Annotated in this window: 12 protein-coding genes; 6 read left to right on the top strand and 6 right to left on the bottom strand. The window is 64.2% G+C overall.

Annotated elements, in window-relative coordinates:
* The 3 genes from bglA (at nt 1) to AC1Q6Z_RS27745 (ending at nt 3,296) form a co-directional block, all read left to right on the top strand.
* Nucleotides 1-1,653 (top strand): beta-galactosidase BglA, encoded by a 1,653-nt coding sequence (gene bglA / locus AC1Q6Z_RS27755; protein ID WP_492649934.1) that lies wholly within the window; start codon nt 1-3, stop codon nt 1,651-1,653.
* Between the two features lie 23 nt (nt 1,654-1,676).
* A complete protein-coding gene (locus AC1Q6Z_RS27750; RefSeq protein ID WP_492649933.1) occupies nt 1,677-2,768 on the top strand; it encodes an ABC transporter ATP-binding protein in 1,092 nt (363 codons plus the stop codon).
* A 114-nt stretch (nt 2,769-2,882) separates the two neighbouring features.
* Complete coding sequence (locus AC1Q6Z_RS27745) at nt 2,883-3,296, top strand: hypothetical protein (RefSeq protein ID WP_256120702.1); 414 nt, start codon at nt 2,883-2,885, stop codon at nt 3,294-3,296.
* An 87-nt stretch (nt 3,297-3,383) separates the two neighbouring features.
* Here AC1Q6Z_RS27745 and AC1Q6Z_RS27740 read toward each other — a convergent pair whose 3' ends face one another.
* From AC1Q6Z_RS27740 to AC1Q6Z_RS27715, 6 genes are all read right to left on the bottom strand, one after another.
* Complete coding sequence (locus AC1Q6Z_RS27740) at nt 3,384-3,698, bottom strand: hypothetical protein (RefSeq protein WP_492649932.1); 315 nt, start codon at nt 3,696-3,698, stop codon at nt 3,384-3,386.
* Nucleotides 3,699-3,804: 106 nt separating this feature from the next.
* Complete coding sequence (gene edd / locus AC1Q6Z_RS27735) at nt 3,805-5,625, bottom strand: phosphogluconate dehydratase (protein WP_492649931.1); 1,821 nt, start codon at nt 5,623-5,625, stop codon at nt 3,805-3,807.
* Nucleotides 5,626-5,746: 121 nt separating this feature from the next.
* Nucleotides 5,747-6,445, bottom strand: coding sequence for a 6-phosphogluconolactonase (pgl, locus tag AC1Q6Z_RS27730; protein WP_492649930.1), 699 nt, complete (start codon nt 6,443-6,445; stop codon nt 5,747-5,749).
* A gap of 9 nt (nt 6,446-6,454) precedes the next feature.
* Nucleotides 6,455-7,927, bottom strand: coding sequence for a glucose-6-phosphate dehydrogenase (zwf, locus tag AC1Q6Z_RS27725; protein ID WP_256120698.1), 1,473 nt, complete (start codon nt 7,925-7,927; stop codon nt 6,455-6,457).
* 96 nt (nt 7,928-8,023) lie between these two features.
* Nucleotides 8,024-9,310 (bottom strand): NAD(P)/FAD-dependent oxidoreductase, encoded by a 1,287-nt coding sequence (locus tag AC1Q6Z_RS27720; protein WP_492649929.1) that lies wholly within the window; start codon nt 9,308-9,310, stop codon nt 8,024-8,026.
* Nucleotides 9,311-9,407: 97 nt separating this feature from the next.
* Nucleotides 9,408-10,847, bottom strand: coding sequence for a glutamine synthetase family protein (locus tag AC1Q6Z_RS27715; RefSeq protein WP_256120696.1), 1,440 nt, complete (start codon nt 10,845-10,847; stop codon nt 9,408-9,410).
* 167 nt (nt 10,848-11,014) lie between these two features.
* Here AC1Q6Z_RS27715 and AC1Q6Z_RS27710 point away from each other — a divergent pair, with 167 nt between their 5' ends.
* The 3 genes from AC1Q6Z_RS27710 to AC1Q6Z_RS27700 all read left to right on the top strand — a co-directional run bounded on the left by AC1Q6Z_RS27710 (nt 11,015) and on the right by AC1Q6Z_RS27700 (nt 15,257).
* Nucleotides 11,015-12,196 (top strand): BaiN/RdsA family NAD(P)/FAD-dependent oxidoreductase, encoded by a 1,182-nt coding sequence (locus AC1Q6Z_RS27710; protein WP_492649928.1) that lies wholly within the window; start codon nt 11,015-11,017, stop codon nt 12,194-12,196.
* A 164-nt stretch (nt 12,197-12,360) separates the two neighbouring features.
* Complete coding sequence (locus tag AC1Q6Z_RS27705) at nt 12,361-12,498, top strand: hypothetical protein (RefSeq protein ID WP_256120694.1); 138 nt, start codon at nt 12,361-12,363, stop codon at nt 12,496-12,498.
* A gap of 230 nt (nt 12,499-12,728) precedes the next feature.
* A complete protein-coding gene (locus AC1Q6Z_RS27700) occupies nt 12,729-15,257 on the top strand; it encodes a methyl-accepting chemotaxis protein (RefSeq protein WP_256120693.1) in 2,529 nt (842 codons plus the stop codon).
* Nucleotides 15,258-15,400 lie beyond the last annotated feature (143 nt).

Below are 15,400 nucleotides of genomic sequence, written 5' to 3'. Positions count from 1 at the left end.
ATGACGACGTCGAGTTCAACGCTTCTGACCCCGGACAAGGACTGGTGGCGTGGCGCGGTGATCTACCAGATCTATCCGCGCTCCTACCAGGACACCACTGGCGACGGGATCGGCGATATCAGGGGCATCACCGAGCGCCTCGCGCATGTCGCTTCGCTCGGGGCAGACGCGATCTGGGTCTCGCCCTTCTTCACCTCGCCGATGCGGGATTTCGGCTATGACGTCTCGGACTATCTCGACGTCGATCCGATCTTCGGCGTGCTCGCCGATTTCGACGCGCTGATCGCCGAGGCCCATCGCCTCAACATCCGCGTGATGATCGACCTCGTGCTGTCGCACACCTCCGACAAGCATCCCTGGTTCGTCGAAAGCCGTTCCCGGCGCACCAATCCGCGGGCCGACTGGTATGTCTGGGCGGATTCCAAGCCGGACGGCACGCCGCCCAACAACTGGCTGTCGATCTTCGGCGGCTCCGCCTGGCAGTGGGACCCGACGCGCCTGCAATATTACATGCACAACTTCCTGACCTCGCAGCCGGATCTCAACCTGCACAGCCCGGAAGTGCAGGACGCGCTGCTCTCGGTCGCCCGCTTCTGGCTGGAGCGCGGCGTCGATGGTTTCCGGCTCGACACGATCAACTTCTACTTCCACGACAAGGAGCTGCGCGACAACCCGTCGCTCGCCCCCGAGCGCCGAAACGCCCAGACGGCGCCCGCCGTGAACCCCTACAATTACCAAGAACATCTCTACGACAAGAACCAGCCGGAGAACCTGGAGTTCCTGAAACGGTTCCGCGCGGTTATGGAGGAGTTTCCGGCCATCGCCGCCGTCGGCGAGGTGGGCGACAGCCAGCGCGGGCTCGAGATCGCCGGCGAATACACCTCCGGCGGCGACAAGATGCACATGTGCTACGCCTTCGAATTCCTCGCACCCGAGCCGCTGACGCCGGCCTTCGTCGCCGAGACGCAGCGCGCGCTGGAAAAGGCCGCCCCCGAGGGCTGGGTCTGCTGGGCTTTCTCGAACCACGATGTGATGCGCCATATCAGCCGCTGGGGCAGCGCCGTCACCGATCACGACGCCCATGCCAAGCTCTTGGCGAGCCTGCTCATGTCGCTGCGCGGCTCGGTCTGCATCTACCAGGGCGAGGAGCTTGCCCTGCCGGAAGCCGACCTCGCCTATGAGGACTTGCAGGACCCCTACGGCATCCAGTTCTGGCCGGATTTCAAGGGTCGCGACGGTTGCCGCACGCCGATGGTCTGGGACAGCCGTGAGCAATCCGGCGGCTTCAGCCAGGGCAAGCCCTGGCTTCCGGTTCCGGAGGCGCATCTGGAACGCGCGGTCAACGTGCAGGAAGGCGACGAGGCCTCGGTGCTGGCGCATTACCGCCGCTTCCTTGCCTTCCGCAAGGAGCACGTCGCGCTGGTGAAGGGCGAGATCGAGTTCCACTCGGCCGAAGGCGCAATCCTCTCCTTCGTGCGCACGCACGGCAACGAGAAGGTCTTTTGCGCCTTCAACATGAGCCCGGTCGCGCGCCTCGCCGACCTGCCTTCCGGCACGCTGGACGTTCTGGAAGGTCACGGCTTCGACAGCATGATGCATGACGAAAACATCGAACTTCCGGCCTGGAGCGGCTTTTTCGCCCGCTTCGCGTAACGGATTAAAGGGGAGGTAGGAACATGACAGGGCTGGTTCTCAAGGATATCCGCAAGTCCTACGGCGCGGTGGACGTGATCCACGGCATCGATCTCGATATCAAGCAGGGTGAGTTCATCGTCTTCGTCGGCCCGTCCGGTTGCGGCAAGTCGACGTTGCTGCGCATGATCGCGGGCCTGGAGGAGATCAGCGGCGGCGAGATGATGATCGACGGCGAGCGCGTCAACGACGTGCCGCCCTCCAAGCGCGGCATCGCCATGGTGTTCCAGTCCTACGCGCTCTACCCCCACATGACCGTGTTCGACAACATGGCCTTCGGCATGCGCATTGCCGGCGAAAGCAAGGAGGAGATCGACCGGCGCGTGCGCGCCGCCGCCGATATCCTCCAGCTCACCAAATATCTCGACCGCCTGCCTAAGGCGCTCTCCGGCGGCCAGCGCCAGCGCGTCGCCATCGGCCGCGCCATCTGCCGCGACCCGAAGGTCTTCCTGTTCGACGAGCCGCTGTCGAACCTCGACGCGGCGCTGCGCGTCGCCACCCGCATCGAGATCGCCAAGCTTTCCGAGCAGATGGCCGACACGACGATGATCTACGTGACGCATGACCAGGTCGAGGCGATGACGCTCGCCGACCGCATCGTCGTGCTGTCGGCCGGCCATATCGAGCAGGTCGGTCCTCCGCTGGAACTCTACGAGCGCCCGGCAAACCTCTTCGTCGCCCGCTTCATCGGCTCGCCGGCCATGAACATCATCCCGGCGAAGATCACGTCTGCCGGCGCCGCGACCGTGCTGGAACTGACCGGCGGACGCACCTCCACCGTCGATATCGCGACGGCTTCATCCGAAGTCGGCAAGGCGGCAAGCTTCGGCGTGCGCCCGGAAGATCTCCAGATTTCCACCGGCGACGATTTCCTTTTCGAAGGTACGGTGGCGATCGTCGAGGCGCTCGGCGAGGTGACGCTGCTCTACATCGAGGGTCTCGTGCAGGGCGAGCCGATCATCGCCAAGATTCCCGGCATCCTCGCCGTCAAGCGCGGCGACCGGATACGCTTCACGGCGGACAGGGCGAAGCTGCATCTTTTCGATACGGCCGGCAAAAGCTATCGCGCGTCCTGAAACCTGACACGAAACCGGCGGGGCGGCAGGATTTAGCCCTGCCGCTCAACCCGATGTTAAGCGTTGCTCCCCTAACTTTTCTCGAAAGCAGACAGTGCCAGGGGCAACAGGCAGATGAGTATCCGGGGATCCGAACCGCGTAACAACTATCTCAGCAAGGAAGAGTCCTTCATGTACGACCGGGAAAAAAGTTTCCCGATGGAGGACACCTGCAACGAGGCGCGCATCGAGTTCACCGAGAATGGCGGCCTCGTCAATCTCGTCTCGCGCCGGTGCCTGATCACTAAATTGTCGCGCAGCGGCGCCATCGTCACCATGACGACGAAGTTCCAGCTGCCGCGCAATTTCTACCTCGACATCGTCAGCGCCCGCCTGCCGATGATCGGCTGCCTCACGCAGCGCGTCTACACGAACGACGTCGTCGAAGCCCGCTTCCTGCGCATGCTCTCCGACAAGGACCTGCAACGCATCTTCGTCTATTCGACGCACCGCAACCACCAGGGCCGCACGCTGGATATCTATAGCTGATATCTGTGTAGCGGTTCCAGGTGAGCAACAAAAACCCGCCTGCGTGTCTCACAGGCGGGCTTGATGCGCTTACGTTAAGCAGTTTTTCTAGTAAACGTAACGGCCGTTGTTGGATTTGCGATAGATGTTGCGCGAAGCACGATCCTGCATGCGCTCGATCCGTCGGCGCTCCGACTGGGTTACATAGCCGTCGCGCGTGGCGCGGCGTTGTGCTCGGTCGATCCGATTCTGCTGCCGCTGGATGTTGCGATACTCACGCGCGGTAATTTCACCCTGTGTGACACCGCGTAAAATGCGGTGGTCCTGGCGATGTTCGCGGGCCTCACTGCGATAGGTCTGCGCAAGGCCGGGCACTGTCGATGCCATGACAATGGCCACAGCGGCGATTATGATCTTCTTCATGAAATGCTCCTTTCACCAATCGCTTTTCGTTCCGCAGGGAAACGATCAACCATCAATAAAAGTTGCATTCACGACGTTCTGGAGCAAATCGGGAACGCCTCCGATCTCAAGCGAACAACACGCTCGCCCCGTGGTCCGCCGGTCCCGCAATCGCGCGGAAGGGCGCGAAAAGTTCGCGGCCCATGCCGAATTCGTTGCCGGAGAGATCGGCCGTCGCCTGCGGGCGGGCGGCGAACTCGGCGGAATCCACCAGAACCGCGATCGTGCCGTGAGCGGCATCTAGCCGGATGATATCGCCGGTGCGGATGCGGCCGATCGGGCCGTTGTCGACCGCTTCCGGCGTCACATGGATGGCGGCCGGCACCTTGCCGGAGGCGCCGGACATACGGCCGTCGGTGAGGAGGGCGACGCGCTGGCCGCGGTCCTGAAGAATGCCGAGCACGGTCGTCAGCTTGTGCAGTTCCGGCATGCCGTTGGCCTTCGGTCCCTGGAAGCGCACGACGGCGATGAAGTCGCCCGTCAGTTCGCCGGCCTTGAAGGCGACGTTGAGTTCCTGCTGGTCGTGGAACACCTTTGCCGGCGCCTCGATAACATGGCGCTCCGGCTTCACGGCGGAGATCTTGATGACCGCGCTGCCGATATTGCCGGTCAGCATTTTCAGCCCGCCGGTCGCCTGGAACGGCGTCTCGATATTCGCAAGAATCTTCGGGTCGTGGCTGACCTTCGGCGCCGGTTCGCGCAGCACCGTGCCGGTCTCGCTGAGCTTCGGATCGATCGTATAGGCTTGCAGGCCCTGGCCGAAGACCGTGCGCACGTCATCGTGCAGCATGCCGTGCTTCAGGAGTTCCTGGATGAGGAACCCCATGCCGCCGGCCGCGTGGAAATGGTTCACGTCCGAAAGGCCGTTCGGATAGACGCGGGCAAGCAGCGGCACCGTGTCGGACAGTTCGGAAATATCCTTCCAGGTGAGCAGGATGCCGGCAGCGCGCGCCATGGCGAGCAGGTGCAGCGTGTGGTTCGTCGAGCCGCCGGTGGCATGCAGGCCGACCACGCCGTTGACGATCGAGCGTTCGTCGATCATCTCGCCGGCCGGGGTGAATTCGTTGCCCTGCGCGGTGATGGCAAGCGCACGCTTGGTGGCTTCCTTGGTCAGCGCGTCGCGCAGCGGCGTGCCGGGATTGATGAAGGAAGCGCCGGGCATGTGGAAGCCCATGATCTCCATCAGCATCTGGTTGGAATTGGCGGTGCCGTAGAAGGTACAGGTGCCGGGGCCGTGATAGGACTTGGACTCGGCTTCCAGCAGTTCCGCCCGGCCGGCCTTGCCTTCGGCATAGAGCTGGCGCACGCGCGCCTTCTCGTCGTTCGGCAGGCCCGTGGTCATCGGCCCGGCGGGAATGAAAATGGCCGGCAGGTGGCCGAAGGTGAGTGCTGCGATCGTCAGGCCGGGCACGATCTTGTCGCAGACGCCGAGATAGACGACCGAATCGAACATGTTGTGCGACAGGCCGATGCCCGCCGCCATGGCGATGAGGTCGCGCGAGAAGAGCGAGAGCTCCATGCCCGGCTGGCCCTGGGTGACGCCATCGCACATGGCGGGCACGCCGCCGGCAACCTGCGCCACGCCGCCGGCTTCACGCGCGGCCTCGCGGATCAGCGCCGGATAGGTCTCGAACGGCTGATGGGCCGAGAGCATGTCGTTGTAGGAGGTGATGATGCCGAGGTTCGGGACGCGGTCGCCGGCAAGCGCGTCCTTCTCGGCGGGGGAACAGACGGCAAAGCCATGCGCGAGGTTGCCGCAGGACAGCACGGCGCGATGCACGCCCTGCGAGGCGGCGGCGCGCACGCGGTCGAGATAGGGCTGGCGGTACGGCTTCGAGCGTTCGACGATGCGGGCGGTGATGGCTTCAATGCGTTTGTCGGCGGACATGGGAGCTATCCTGACTGTTCTCGATTGCATTTTCGCGCGGCAAAGCGAGCGGGGCGCTGCGCAGTCCGCTAATCATCGGCGTCTTGCGCCGGGTGGAGCCGGGGTTAGCCGGCAGGGTGCCTCAAGGCGCCCAGTAGATGTCGACCGGGGTCGCTGCACGCCGGAGCACGGCGCGGATCGGCATGTCGGTTTCCGGACCGTCGCCTTCGGCAGCGGCCAGAACGTCCTTCTTGCCCTGGCCCTCGATATGCAGCACCAGAAGGCGTGCATCCTGAAGGCTGGCGAAGGTGAAGGTAAGGCGGGGTTCGCCTGCACCTTCTGCCTCCATGGTGATGATGCCGCGCGGGGTCTCCGGCGAAATCGCCTCGGCAAGGCGGCTGCCGCCCGGGAAGAACGAGGCCGTGTGGCCGTCCGCGCCCATGCCGAGGATGACGACGTCGAAGGGATGGCCGCGCGCCGCGGCATCCGCCGTGACGATCTCCGCCGCCGCTTCCGCGCTGCCGGCGTCCCGGTAGAGCGGCAGGAACTGCGCCGCCTTCGCCTTGCCCTGAAGCAGGTTGTCGGCGACGAGCAGGTGGTTCGAGCGCGGGTTGTCGGCGGGCACGAAACGCTCGTCGACGAGCGTGATCGTCACCTTCGCCCAGTCGATGTCGCGGCTCGACAGGGCCTTGAAGAAGGCTTTCGGCGTCGAGCCGCCGGAGACCGCGATGCTGGCGCGGCCCCGGGTAGCGACGGCCTCGGCCAGCGCGCCGGAAACCCGGTCCGCAAGACCTTCCGCCAGGGCGGCGCCGTCGGAAAATTCATGCACTGTCGCGCTCATCAGGCTTCCTTACGATTCATGCCAGGTGCGGCCGTCGCGCTCGATGAGGGCGATGGCCTGGCTCGGGCCCCAGGTGCCGGCCGTGTAGCCCTGCACCTGCTGGCCGGTCGCTTCCCAGGCCTTCAGGATCGGGTCCACCCAGCGCCATGCGGCCTCGACTTCGTCGCGGCGCATGAAAAGCGTCTGGTTGTTGCGCACGACGTCGAGCAGCAGGCGCTCATAGGCATCCGCATTGCGGGCGTCGAAGGCTTCGGCAAAGCTCATGTCGAGCGAGACGTTGCGCAGCCGCATGCCGCCCGGACCGGGGTCCTTGATCATCAGCGACTGCTTGACGCCTTCGTCCGGCTGCAGGCGGATGATGAGCTGGTTGGCTTCGATGCGGCCGGCCGTGGGGTCGAAGATCGAATGGGGGATCGGCTTGAAGGTGATGACGATTTCCGACATGCGCGCGGCAAGCCGCTTGCCGGTGCGGATGTAGAAGGGCACGCCCGCCCAGCGCCAGTTGCCGATCTCCGCCTTGATGCCGACGAAGGTCTCCGTCTTGGAAACGCCGCCTTCGAGTTCTTCGAGATAGCCCTTGACCGGGCCGCCGGCCGAAGCACCCGCGCGGTACTGGCCGCGCACCGTCAGGCGCTCGACATTGTACTGGTCGATCGGCTTCAGCGCACGAAGCACCTTGAGCTTCTCGTCGCGCACGGCTTCCGCATCCATGGAGGAGGGCACTTCCATTGCCACAAGGCAGAGCAGCTGGAGGATGTGGTTCTGCACCATGTCGCGCAGCGCGCCGGCCTTGTCGTAGTAGCCGGCGCGGCTTTCGAGGCCGACGGCCTCGGCCACCGTGATCTGCACGTGGTCGATATGGGCGGAGTTCCACAGCGGCTCGTAGAGGGCGTTGGCAAAGCGCAGCGCCATCAGGTTCTGCACCGTCTCCTTGCCGAGATAGTGGTCGATGCGGAAGATCTGCTCTTCGCGGAAAACCTTGCCGATCGTGTTGTTAAGCTCGTTGGCGGACGCGAGGTCCCGGCCGATCGGCTTTTCCACGACGATGCGGGTCTGCTTGGTGATCAGCTTGTGGTCGCGGATCTTTTCCGAAATGTCGCCGAAGATCGCAGGTGCCACGGCGAGGTAGAAGGCGCGCACGCGATCCTTGCCCTCGTCGAGAAGCTCCTTGAGCTTGTCCCAGCCGCCGTCCGACTTGGCGTCGACCGCGACGTAGAACAGCCGGTCGCAGAAGGTCTTCACCTCGGTCTCGTCGAATTCGCCCTGCTTCAGGTGTTCCTTCAGCGCGGCGACGGCGAACTTGCGGTATTCCTCGTGCGTATAGGCGGTTCGCGACGCGCCGATGATGCGCGTCGGGTCGGAGAGCTGGCCGGCGAGCTGCCGGTGGTAGAGGGCCGGAAGGAGCTTGCGCTCAGCAAGGTCGCCGGTTCCGCCGAAGACGACATAGTCGAAGGGCTCAACGGGAATGATCTGGCTGCTCATCGGATTTCTCGATCTCGTTCTGTTGCCGGGTGTTATAATCTAATCGATTTAAAAACGCCAGAGTGCAACGCAACAAAAACGACGGTTCCGACTCGATCAGAGCTTGTCGCGCAGCGCGTACCACGTCATGGCGAGGAACAGAAGCGGTGAGCGGAACCGGGGACCGCCGGGGAAGGCCGGGATTTTCAGCGCCTTCAGCTGGTCGAGTTCCGCACTGCCGCCGGTCACGTCCTCCGCATAAAGCTTGCCACAGTAGTTTGACAGCATGACGCCATGGCCGGAATAACCGCCGATCGTCGTGATGCCGGGCATGACCTCGCGCACATAGGGCTTGCGTGGCATGGTGATGCCGACCGAGCCGCCCCAGGCATGGGTGAGCTCGATACCCTTCAGCTCCGGATAGACCTCTTCGATCTGCCGGCGGATGGGCGGGGTCATGTCTGCGGGATTGTCCGAAGTATAGGCCTCGCGCCCGCCGAAAAGCAGCCGGCCATCGCGGGTCTTGCGGAAATAGCGCACCACGAAGCGCGTATCGGCAATCGATTCGCCGCCCGGAATGATCGCGGGGAACTTGTCGAGCGGCACCGTCGCGCCGATGAAGGAGCGGATCGGCATGACATGCGAGGCCGTCTTCGCTTCGAGATTGCCGATATAGGCGTTGCAGGCGATCAGCGCCTTGTCGGCGCGGATCGTGCCCCTGGCCGTCGTGATGACCGCCTTGCCGCCCGTCCGCTCGATCTTCAGGGCCGGCGTCTTTTCATGCAGGCTAGCACCGGCAGCCTGCGCCGCCCGCGCGATGCCGACAAGCAGCTTCATCGGGTGGATATGCCCGGTTCCGGTGTCGCGCATGCCGAAGAGGAACCGCTTGGAACCGACGCTCTCCTCGGTCTGCGCCCGGTCGAGGTAGCTCAGATGCGGATAGCCGAAACGGGTCGCGGCGATCTCGATGTGATCGCGAAACTCCTTCTCGTAGCTTGCCTTGTGGCTCACGTTCAGCTGGCCGGGAACATAGTCGATCTCAAGGTTCTGGCTGGCGGCGAAAGCGTGGATGTGCCGCTTGGCATTCTCCGCAAGGTCGAACAGCGCCTTGGCGCGCTCGAAACCGATCTCGGCCTCAAGCGTCTCCGCGTCCGTGCGCTGGCCGGTGCCGAGCTGGCCGCCATTGCGGCCGGAGGCGCCATCGCCGAAGCGATGCGCCTCGATGAGCACGACGCGGACGCCCTTCTTCGCGAGATTGTAGGCGGCCTGGAGGCCGGTGAAGCCGCCGCCGACGATGGCCACATCGGCCTCGACGGAACCGTCGAGGGGCGCATATTCGGGGCGGTCTCCGACGCTCGCCTCATACCAGGAGACGCCGGGGGAAATCGGGCTTTGCCAGGGCATTGCACACTCTCATGTTCAAGAGGATGCGGCGGCGCGCCGGGGCGCCGGCCGCTCTCAGGATCTGATCTCTTCGGGCGGCCCGGACCGCCGGGGCCGCTCAGACGTTGAGCAGCAGGAACTCGCGTTCCCAGGGGCTGATCACCTGCATGAAGGTCTCGAACTCCCCACGCTTCACGCCGGCATAGAGGCCGATGAATTCCGCGCTGAGCACGTCGGCAAGCGCCGAGTCCGATTCGAGCAGCGACACGGCCTCGAGCAGGCCGCGCGGCAGGTCGATCGATCCTTCGTTGGCGGTGTCGCCCGTCGGCTCGCTCGGTTCGATCTCGTTCATGATGCCGAGCAGGCCGCAGCCGAGCGAGGCCGCCAGCGCCAGGTACGGATTGGCGTCCGATCCCGGCAGGCGGTTCTCGACGCGCCGTGCGGCGGCATCCGAAACCGGCACGCGGAACGCCGTCGTGCGGTTGTCGTAGCCCCAGGCATTGTTCACCGGTGCCGACATTTCGGGGGTGAGGCGCCGGTAGGAATTCACATAGGGCGCCATCATCACCAGCGTCTTCGGCACATAGGTCTGCATGCCGCCGATGAAGTGGAAGAACTCCTTCGAGGCCGATCCGTCCGGATTGGAGAAGACGTTCTTGCCGGTCGCGATCTCCACCACCGACTGGTGGATATGCATGGCCGAGCCCGCCTGGCCTTGCATGGGCTTGGCCATGAACGTGGCGTAGATGCCGTGTTTCAGTGCCGCCTCGCGGATCGTGCGCTTGAACAGGAACACCTGGTCGGCAAGCTCGATCGGATCGCCGTGGCGCAGGTTGATTTCGAGCTGCGCCGGACCTTCCTCGTGGATCAGGGTGTCGATCTCCAGACCCTGCTTTTCGGAGAAGTGGTAGATGTCGTCGATCAGTTCGTCGAACTCGTTGATGCCGGCGATGGAATAGCCCTGGCCGCCGAGAATGGCGCGGCCGGAGCGGCCCTTCGGCGGATGCAGCGGATAGTCCGGGTCCTCGTTCATCGCGACGAGATAGAACTCGATTTCCGGTGCGACGACCGGGCGCCAGCCGCGGTCGCTATACATCTTCACGACGTTCTTCAGGACGTTGCGCGGCGTATAGGGCACGTTCTCGCCGGTCGAGCCGACGATGTCGCAGATGACCTGCGCGGTCGGGTCGCTTTCCCACGGCACGACGGAGAGCGTGGAAAGGTCCGGCAGCAGCTTCAGGTCGCTGTCGCGCGGCTCATAGCGGAAATTGCCGGTTTCTTCCGGGTAATCACCGGAAATCGTGTGGCGGTAGAGCGCCGAGGGCAACGCCAGCGAGGTGTTCGAGGTGAATTTCGACGACGGCATCATCTTGCCGCGCGGCACGCCTGCGAGGTCCGGCGTGATGCATTCGATATCCTCGATGCCACGGGCCCTCAGCCAGTCTGCGGCGTCCTTCCAGGTCTTTACCCCACGTGGCACGCTGATGGCGGGAGGGATTTTAGTAGAGCGTGCGGCTTTCTCGATGGTGGGGGTAACGACTTTTTTTTTGGACGGCATGACACACCGGGGTTGTTGACGATGGCGCATCATAGCCGGTGTTTGGCCCTTTACTAGCTCCCCCCGGGGGGTAGAAATCGCGATTTTTCAGAGAAAATCTGTTTTTACCGCACCGATTGACTTTCGTCCGCGATGGCTGAAAGGAGGGGTGAACAAGGATCTTATACGTGGCAGAGCGGCGGGACGTCGTCATCATCGGAGCGGGCGCGGCAGGTTTGATGTGCGCCATCGAAGCGGGCAAACGCGGGCGCCGGGTGCTCGTGCTCGACCATGCCCGCGCACCCGGCGAGAAGATCCGCATTTCCGGCGGCGGGCGCTGCAACTTCACCAATATCCACGCCGGTCCGAAGAATTTCCTCTCGGCCAATCCGCATTTCTGCAAGTCGGCGCTCGCCCGCTACACGCCGCGCGATTTCCTCGATCTCGTCGAGCGCCATGGCATCGCCTGGCACGAGAAGACGCTCGGTCAGCTCTTTTGCGACAACTCGGCGAAGGACATCATCGCGATGCTGCTCGCCGAGATGAAGGCGGCCGGTGCCGAGCTGCGGCTCTCGACGTCCATCAGCGCCGTCGAGCACGACGGCTCATCCTTCCGCATCGTCACCGAGAACGGCACCGTCGAGGCCGCCTCGCTGGTGATGGCCTCCGGTGGCAAGTCGATCCCCAAGATGGGGGCGACGGGTTTTGCCTACCGCATCGCCGAGCAGTTCGGCCTGCCGCTCGTGGAAACCCGCGCCGGCCTCGTGCCGCTGACGCTGGACCCGGCGACGCTCGCCGCCCACGAGGGCCTGCCCGGCGTCGCGGTCGACGTCATCGCTCGCCACGGCAAGACGGAGTTTCGCGAGGCGGCCCTCTTCACCCATCGGGGCTTAAGCGGCCCCGCCATCCTGCAAATCTCCTCCTACTGGCGGGAGGGCGAGGAGATCGCGCTCCACATCCGCCCGGATGTCGATTTCGCCACGGTGCTCGCCGCCGCCCGGCGCGAAAACGGCCGGCAGGCGGTGCAGACCGTGCTTTCAGAACACATGCCGAAGAAGCTCGCGCAGCTTGTCGTCACCGAACTCGGCATCGATGGCCCGCTCGCCGAACAGCCGGCGCGGCGCACCGATGCGCTGGTGCAGAAACTCAAGGACTGGCGCTTCCGCCCGCCGGGCTCCGAAGGCTATCGCACGGCGGAGGTCACGCTCGGCGGCGTCGACACGGCGGCACTCGATTCCCGCAGCATGGCGGCGAAGGCGGTGCCGGGGCTCTATTTCATCGGCGAGGCGGTGGATGTCACCGGCTGGCTCGGCGGCTATAATTTCCAGTGGGCCTGGGCGTCTGGCCACGCGGCCGGCCAGGATGCCTGATCGCGAGGACTGCTAGGCGGCGTTTACCGTCCTTTAAGACCTCGCGGCGGATGCTCTCGGGATGTCGGCATTTTCCGCGCGCCTTCGCGTGGAGACAACATGATGTGGGCCGGCTGGCCGGATCATCCGGGTGCCCGTAGTATCTTGTAACGGAGTATCGCCGCATGCCTGCAAAAAGCCGCCCCGCCCGCGCCATCGCCATTGCTGCCGCCGAGGAAAGCCGCCGCCGCCTCGTTGCGATCGGCATCAATTGCGCGCTCGCCGCCATTCTTGTCGCCGGCCTTGCCATCGCCGCCCTTTGAGCCGTCATAAATCGGTTTAAAAAGTGATGGAATTTTAAAGTTTGCCGCCGATGATTTCCGGATAGGGTTCCGGAAGCCGCGTCCCATGACGGATGCAACGCGGCTGGCAATGAGTGCTCCCCCGGATCAGCGGCATTGCGGCCGCATGAAAGTCGGTAATCCGGCGGTCCGAATCCTTGGGAGGCTCTCTTAGGGCAGGGGTGGGACACGCCGACAACGGATGTTCCGCCATGTTCATTGATAAGATCCTCGCGCGTTTCAAGATCCAGACCAAGGTTCTGGTCTTCATTCTGCCCTTCGTGCTCAGCATCTGCGCCGTGGGCTTCACCGGGCTTTATGCCTCGGGCCTCCTGCAAGGCAGGATGGAGATTTCCAACAGCGTCCTCCAGTCGCTGAGCGGCTTCAAGGATGTCTATGCCGGCATGAACCGGTTCCTGCAGAACACCAGCGAGGAAAGCCGCGACGCCGTGAACGAGCGCCTGAAGGCGCAGGTGGCGCTTCTGCGGGTGACGATGGATGGCCTGACGCCGGACGTCGACGCCTCCAAGCTCCTCGAAGCCCAGAAGCAGACCAAGGATATCGAAGCGCGCATGGAAGGGCTCTGGCTGCTCTATGTCCGCGAGGCGAAGCTCCATGAAGCGATGGGCAAGAACCTCAATTATCTTGCGGCCGAGCAGGGCAAGATCCTGGAAGAGGCGACCAAGCTCCAGCGCACGGTGCGCCAGAACGAGAACACCGCCAAGAGCATGCTGCGCGAGGCCGACCGCCTGACGAATGCCAGCAAGTTCTTCGCCGATTTCCTCTCCGATTTCACCAAGGCGGCCACGCCGGACGACAAGCTGAAGCTCGTCAAGGAGCGTTATCCCTCCATCTCGAAGACCGACCGTTCCATCTCGATGATCCTGCCGAAGAGCCAGAAGGTCGTCTCCACGACCATCCGCAACACGGTGGATGAACTCGGCGGTTTCCTCTCCTCGACCGAGCCGGCCGACGTCACCGTTCCGGAAATCGCACGCCGCATCAACCGCTTCCGCCAGGTCGCCATCCAGCTTCAGGGCGCTGCCGGCGAGAAGATGCGCGAGGCGACCCGCATTTTCGGCGAACTCGACGAGCCGATCATCAAATCCGAAGCCATCCTTTCGGCCACCCGCAAGCTGGTCAATTCGATCTATGACATCGAAATCATCGCCGCCCGCTTCCTCGGCCAGACGTCGGTTGAAAATCGCACCAAGCTACTTAGCAACCTTTCCCTCCTGCGCAGCGACATGAGCGGCCTGCGCGGCAGCGCCAGCGGCCTTGCCTTCTTCGACACGGTCGATGAAACGCTGGCGCCGGTGCTTGAGCGCATGGACGCGGACAGCGCGACGCTCGTGACGATCAGCACGCAGCGCGCCGCCGACTTCGACGCGGCCGGCCAGTCCATCGACACGATTTGGAATCTCTTGAGCCAGTTCGCCGAAGAGCAGAAGACCAGCGCCGGCAGCGAGCGCGAAAAGGCAAACCAGGTCTCGGTGCTTGCGACCGTCGCCGGCGTCGCGATCGCGGTGCTTGCCGGCATCGCGCTGGTGCTGACGCTGAAGGGGCCGATCGGCCAGATCACCGGCGCCATGCGCCGCCTCGCCGATGGCTTCCTCGATACCGGCATTTCCGGCGAGGGCCGCCGCGACGAGATCGGCGACATGGCCCGCGCGCTCGGCGTCTTCAAGCAGAACGCACTGTCGAAGATCCGCATCGAGGCGGAAAGCGAGGAGCAGCGCAGCGCCGCGGAAGCCGAACGCGCCCGCAACGATGCCGAAAAGCAGGCCTTCGACCGGCAGATCGATTTCGCCGTCAACGCGCTTGCCGCCGGTCTCGGCCGCCTGGCACAGGGCGACCTGTCGCGCCAGATCGACACGCCCTTCTCCGGTCGCCTCGAACAGCTTCGGCAGGATTTCAACATCTCGCTCGTGCGCCTTCAGGACACGCTCGGCCAGATCCGCAACAATGCGCTGTCGATCCAGCGCAGCGGCGCGGACATGCTGAGTTCCGGCGATGCGCTCGCCAAGCGCACCGAAGCGCAGGCCTCGTCGCTGGAGGAAACCGCCGCCGCCGTCGAGCAGATCACCGTGACCGTGCGCTCCTCCGCCGAGCGGGCGCATGAGGCGAATGTCGTCGTCGGCGCCACCAAGCGCAGCGCCGACAGCTCTGCCTCCGTCGTCAGCAACGCGATCGCCGCGATGGGCCGCATCGAGGGCGCCTCGCGCCAGATCGAGCAGATCATCGAGGTGATCGACGACATCGCCTTCCAGACCAACCTGTTGGCGCTGAATGCCGGCATCGAGGCTGCCCGCGCTGGCGAAGCCGGCAAGGGTTTTGCCGTCGTCGCGCAGGAGGTTCGCGAACTCGCCCAGCGCTCCGCCAGCGCCGCCCGCGAGATCAAGGGCCTCATCGAGAAGTCGACGAGCGAGGTCAGCGCGGGATCGCACCTCGTGCAGGAGACCGGCTCGGTGCTGGCCTCGATCAGCCAGCAGATCGTCACCGTCAGCCACCATGTGGAAATGATGGCGACCGCCAGCCGCGACCAGGCGGCAGCGCTGCAGGAGGTCAACGGCTCCGTCAACCAGATGGACCAGATGACCCAGCAGAACGCCTCGATGGTGGACCTGACGACCGCCGCCAGCCGCAAGCTTGCCAGCGAAGCCGACACGCTGATGATGCTGGTCGAGCAGTTCCGCCTGGAAGAGGACCGCGACGGCCAGGGCCTTTATCGCGCAGCGTAGACCGAGCTGCCGTTAACCAAGAAAAGGCCCGGATTTCCGGGCCTTTTTGCTTGAAAAACCCCTGTTTCTTATGGGTTATTGCAGCGAATTTTCAGCTTTTCTTATATATTTGATTCTTATCATTTGCGGACAAGAGGAGTCCG

It is taken from the genome of Shinella sp. GW835-FHT14H05 (genome assembly GCF_058793575.1).
Note: the sequence above shows the minus strand (reverse complement) of the source record. Positions and strands in the feature narration are given on the sequence as shown.

What these genes read in the sequence shown, in the direction of transcription:
- AC1Q6Z_RS27745 (WP_256120702.1), top strand. Translation starts at nt 2,883, where the DNA reads ATGAGTATCCGGGGATCCGAACCGCGTAACAACTATCTCAGCAAGGAA.
- zwf (WP_256120698.1), bottom strand. Translation starts at nt 7,927, where the DNA reads ATGAGCAGCCAGATCATTCCCGTTGAGCCCTTCGACTATGTCGTCTTC.
- AC1Q6Z_RS27715 (WP_256120696.1), bottom strand. Translation starts at nt 10,847, where the DNA reads ATGCCGTCCAAAAAAAAAGTCGTTACCCCCACCATCGAGAAAGCCGCA.
- AC1Q6Z_RS27705 (WP_256120694.1), top strand. Translation starts at nt 12,361, where the DNA reads ATGCCTGCAAAAAGCCGCCCCGCCCGCGCCATCGCCATTGCTGCCGCC.
- AC1Q6Z_RS27700 (WP_256120693.1), top strand. Translation starts at nt 12,729, where the DNA reads ATGTTCATTGATAAGATCCTCGCGCGTTTCAAGATCCAGACCAAGGTT.
- edd (WP_492649931.1), bottom strand. Translation starts at nt 5,625, where the DNA reads ATGTCCGCCGACAAACGCATTGAAGCCATCACCGCCCGCATCGTCGAA.
- pgl (WP_492649930.1), bottom strand. Translation starts at nt 6,445, where the DNA reads ATGAGCGCGACAGTGCATGAATTTTCCGACGGCGCCGCCCTGGCGGAA.
- AC1Q6Z_RS27720 (WP_492649929.1), bottom strand. Translation starts at nt 9,310, where the DNA reads ATGCCCTGGCAAAGCCCGATTTCCCCCGGCGTCTCCTGGTATGAGGCG.
- AC1Q6Z_RS27750 (WP_492649933.1), top strand. Translation starts at nt 1,677, where the DNA reads ATGACAGGGCTGGTTCTCAAGGATATCCGCAAGTCCTACGGCGCGGTG.
- AC1Q6Z_RS27740 (WP_492649932.1), bottom strand. Translation starts at nt 3,698, where the DNA reads ATGAAGAAGATCATAATCGCCGCTGTGGCCATTGTCATGGCATCGACA.
- bglA (WP_492649934.1), top strand. Translation starts at nt 1, where the DNA reads ATGACGACGTCGAGTTCAACGCTTCTGACCCCGGACAAGGACTGGTGG.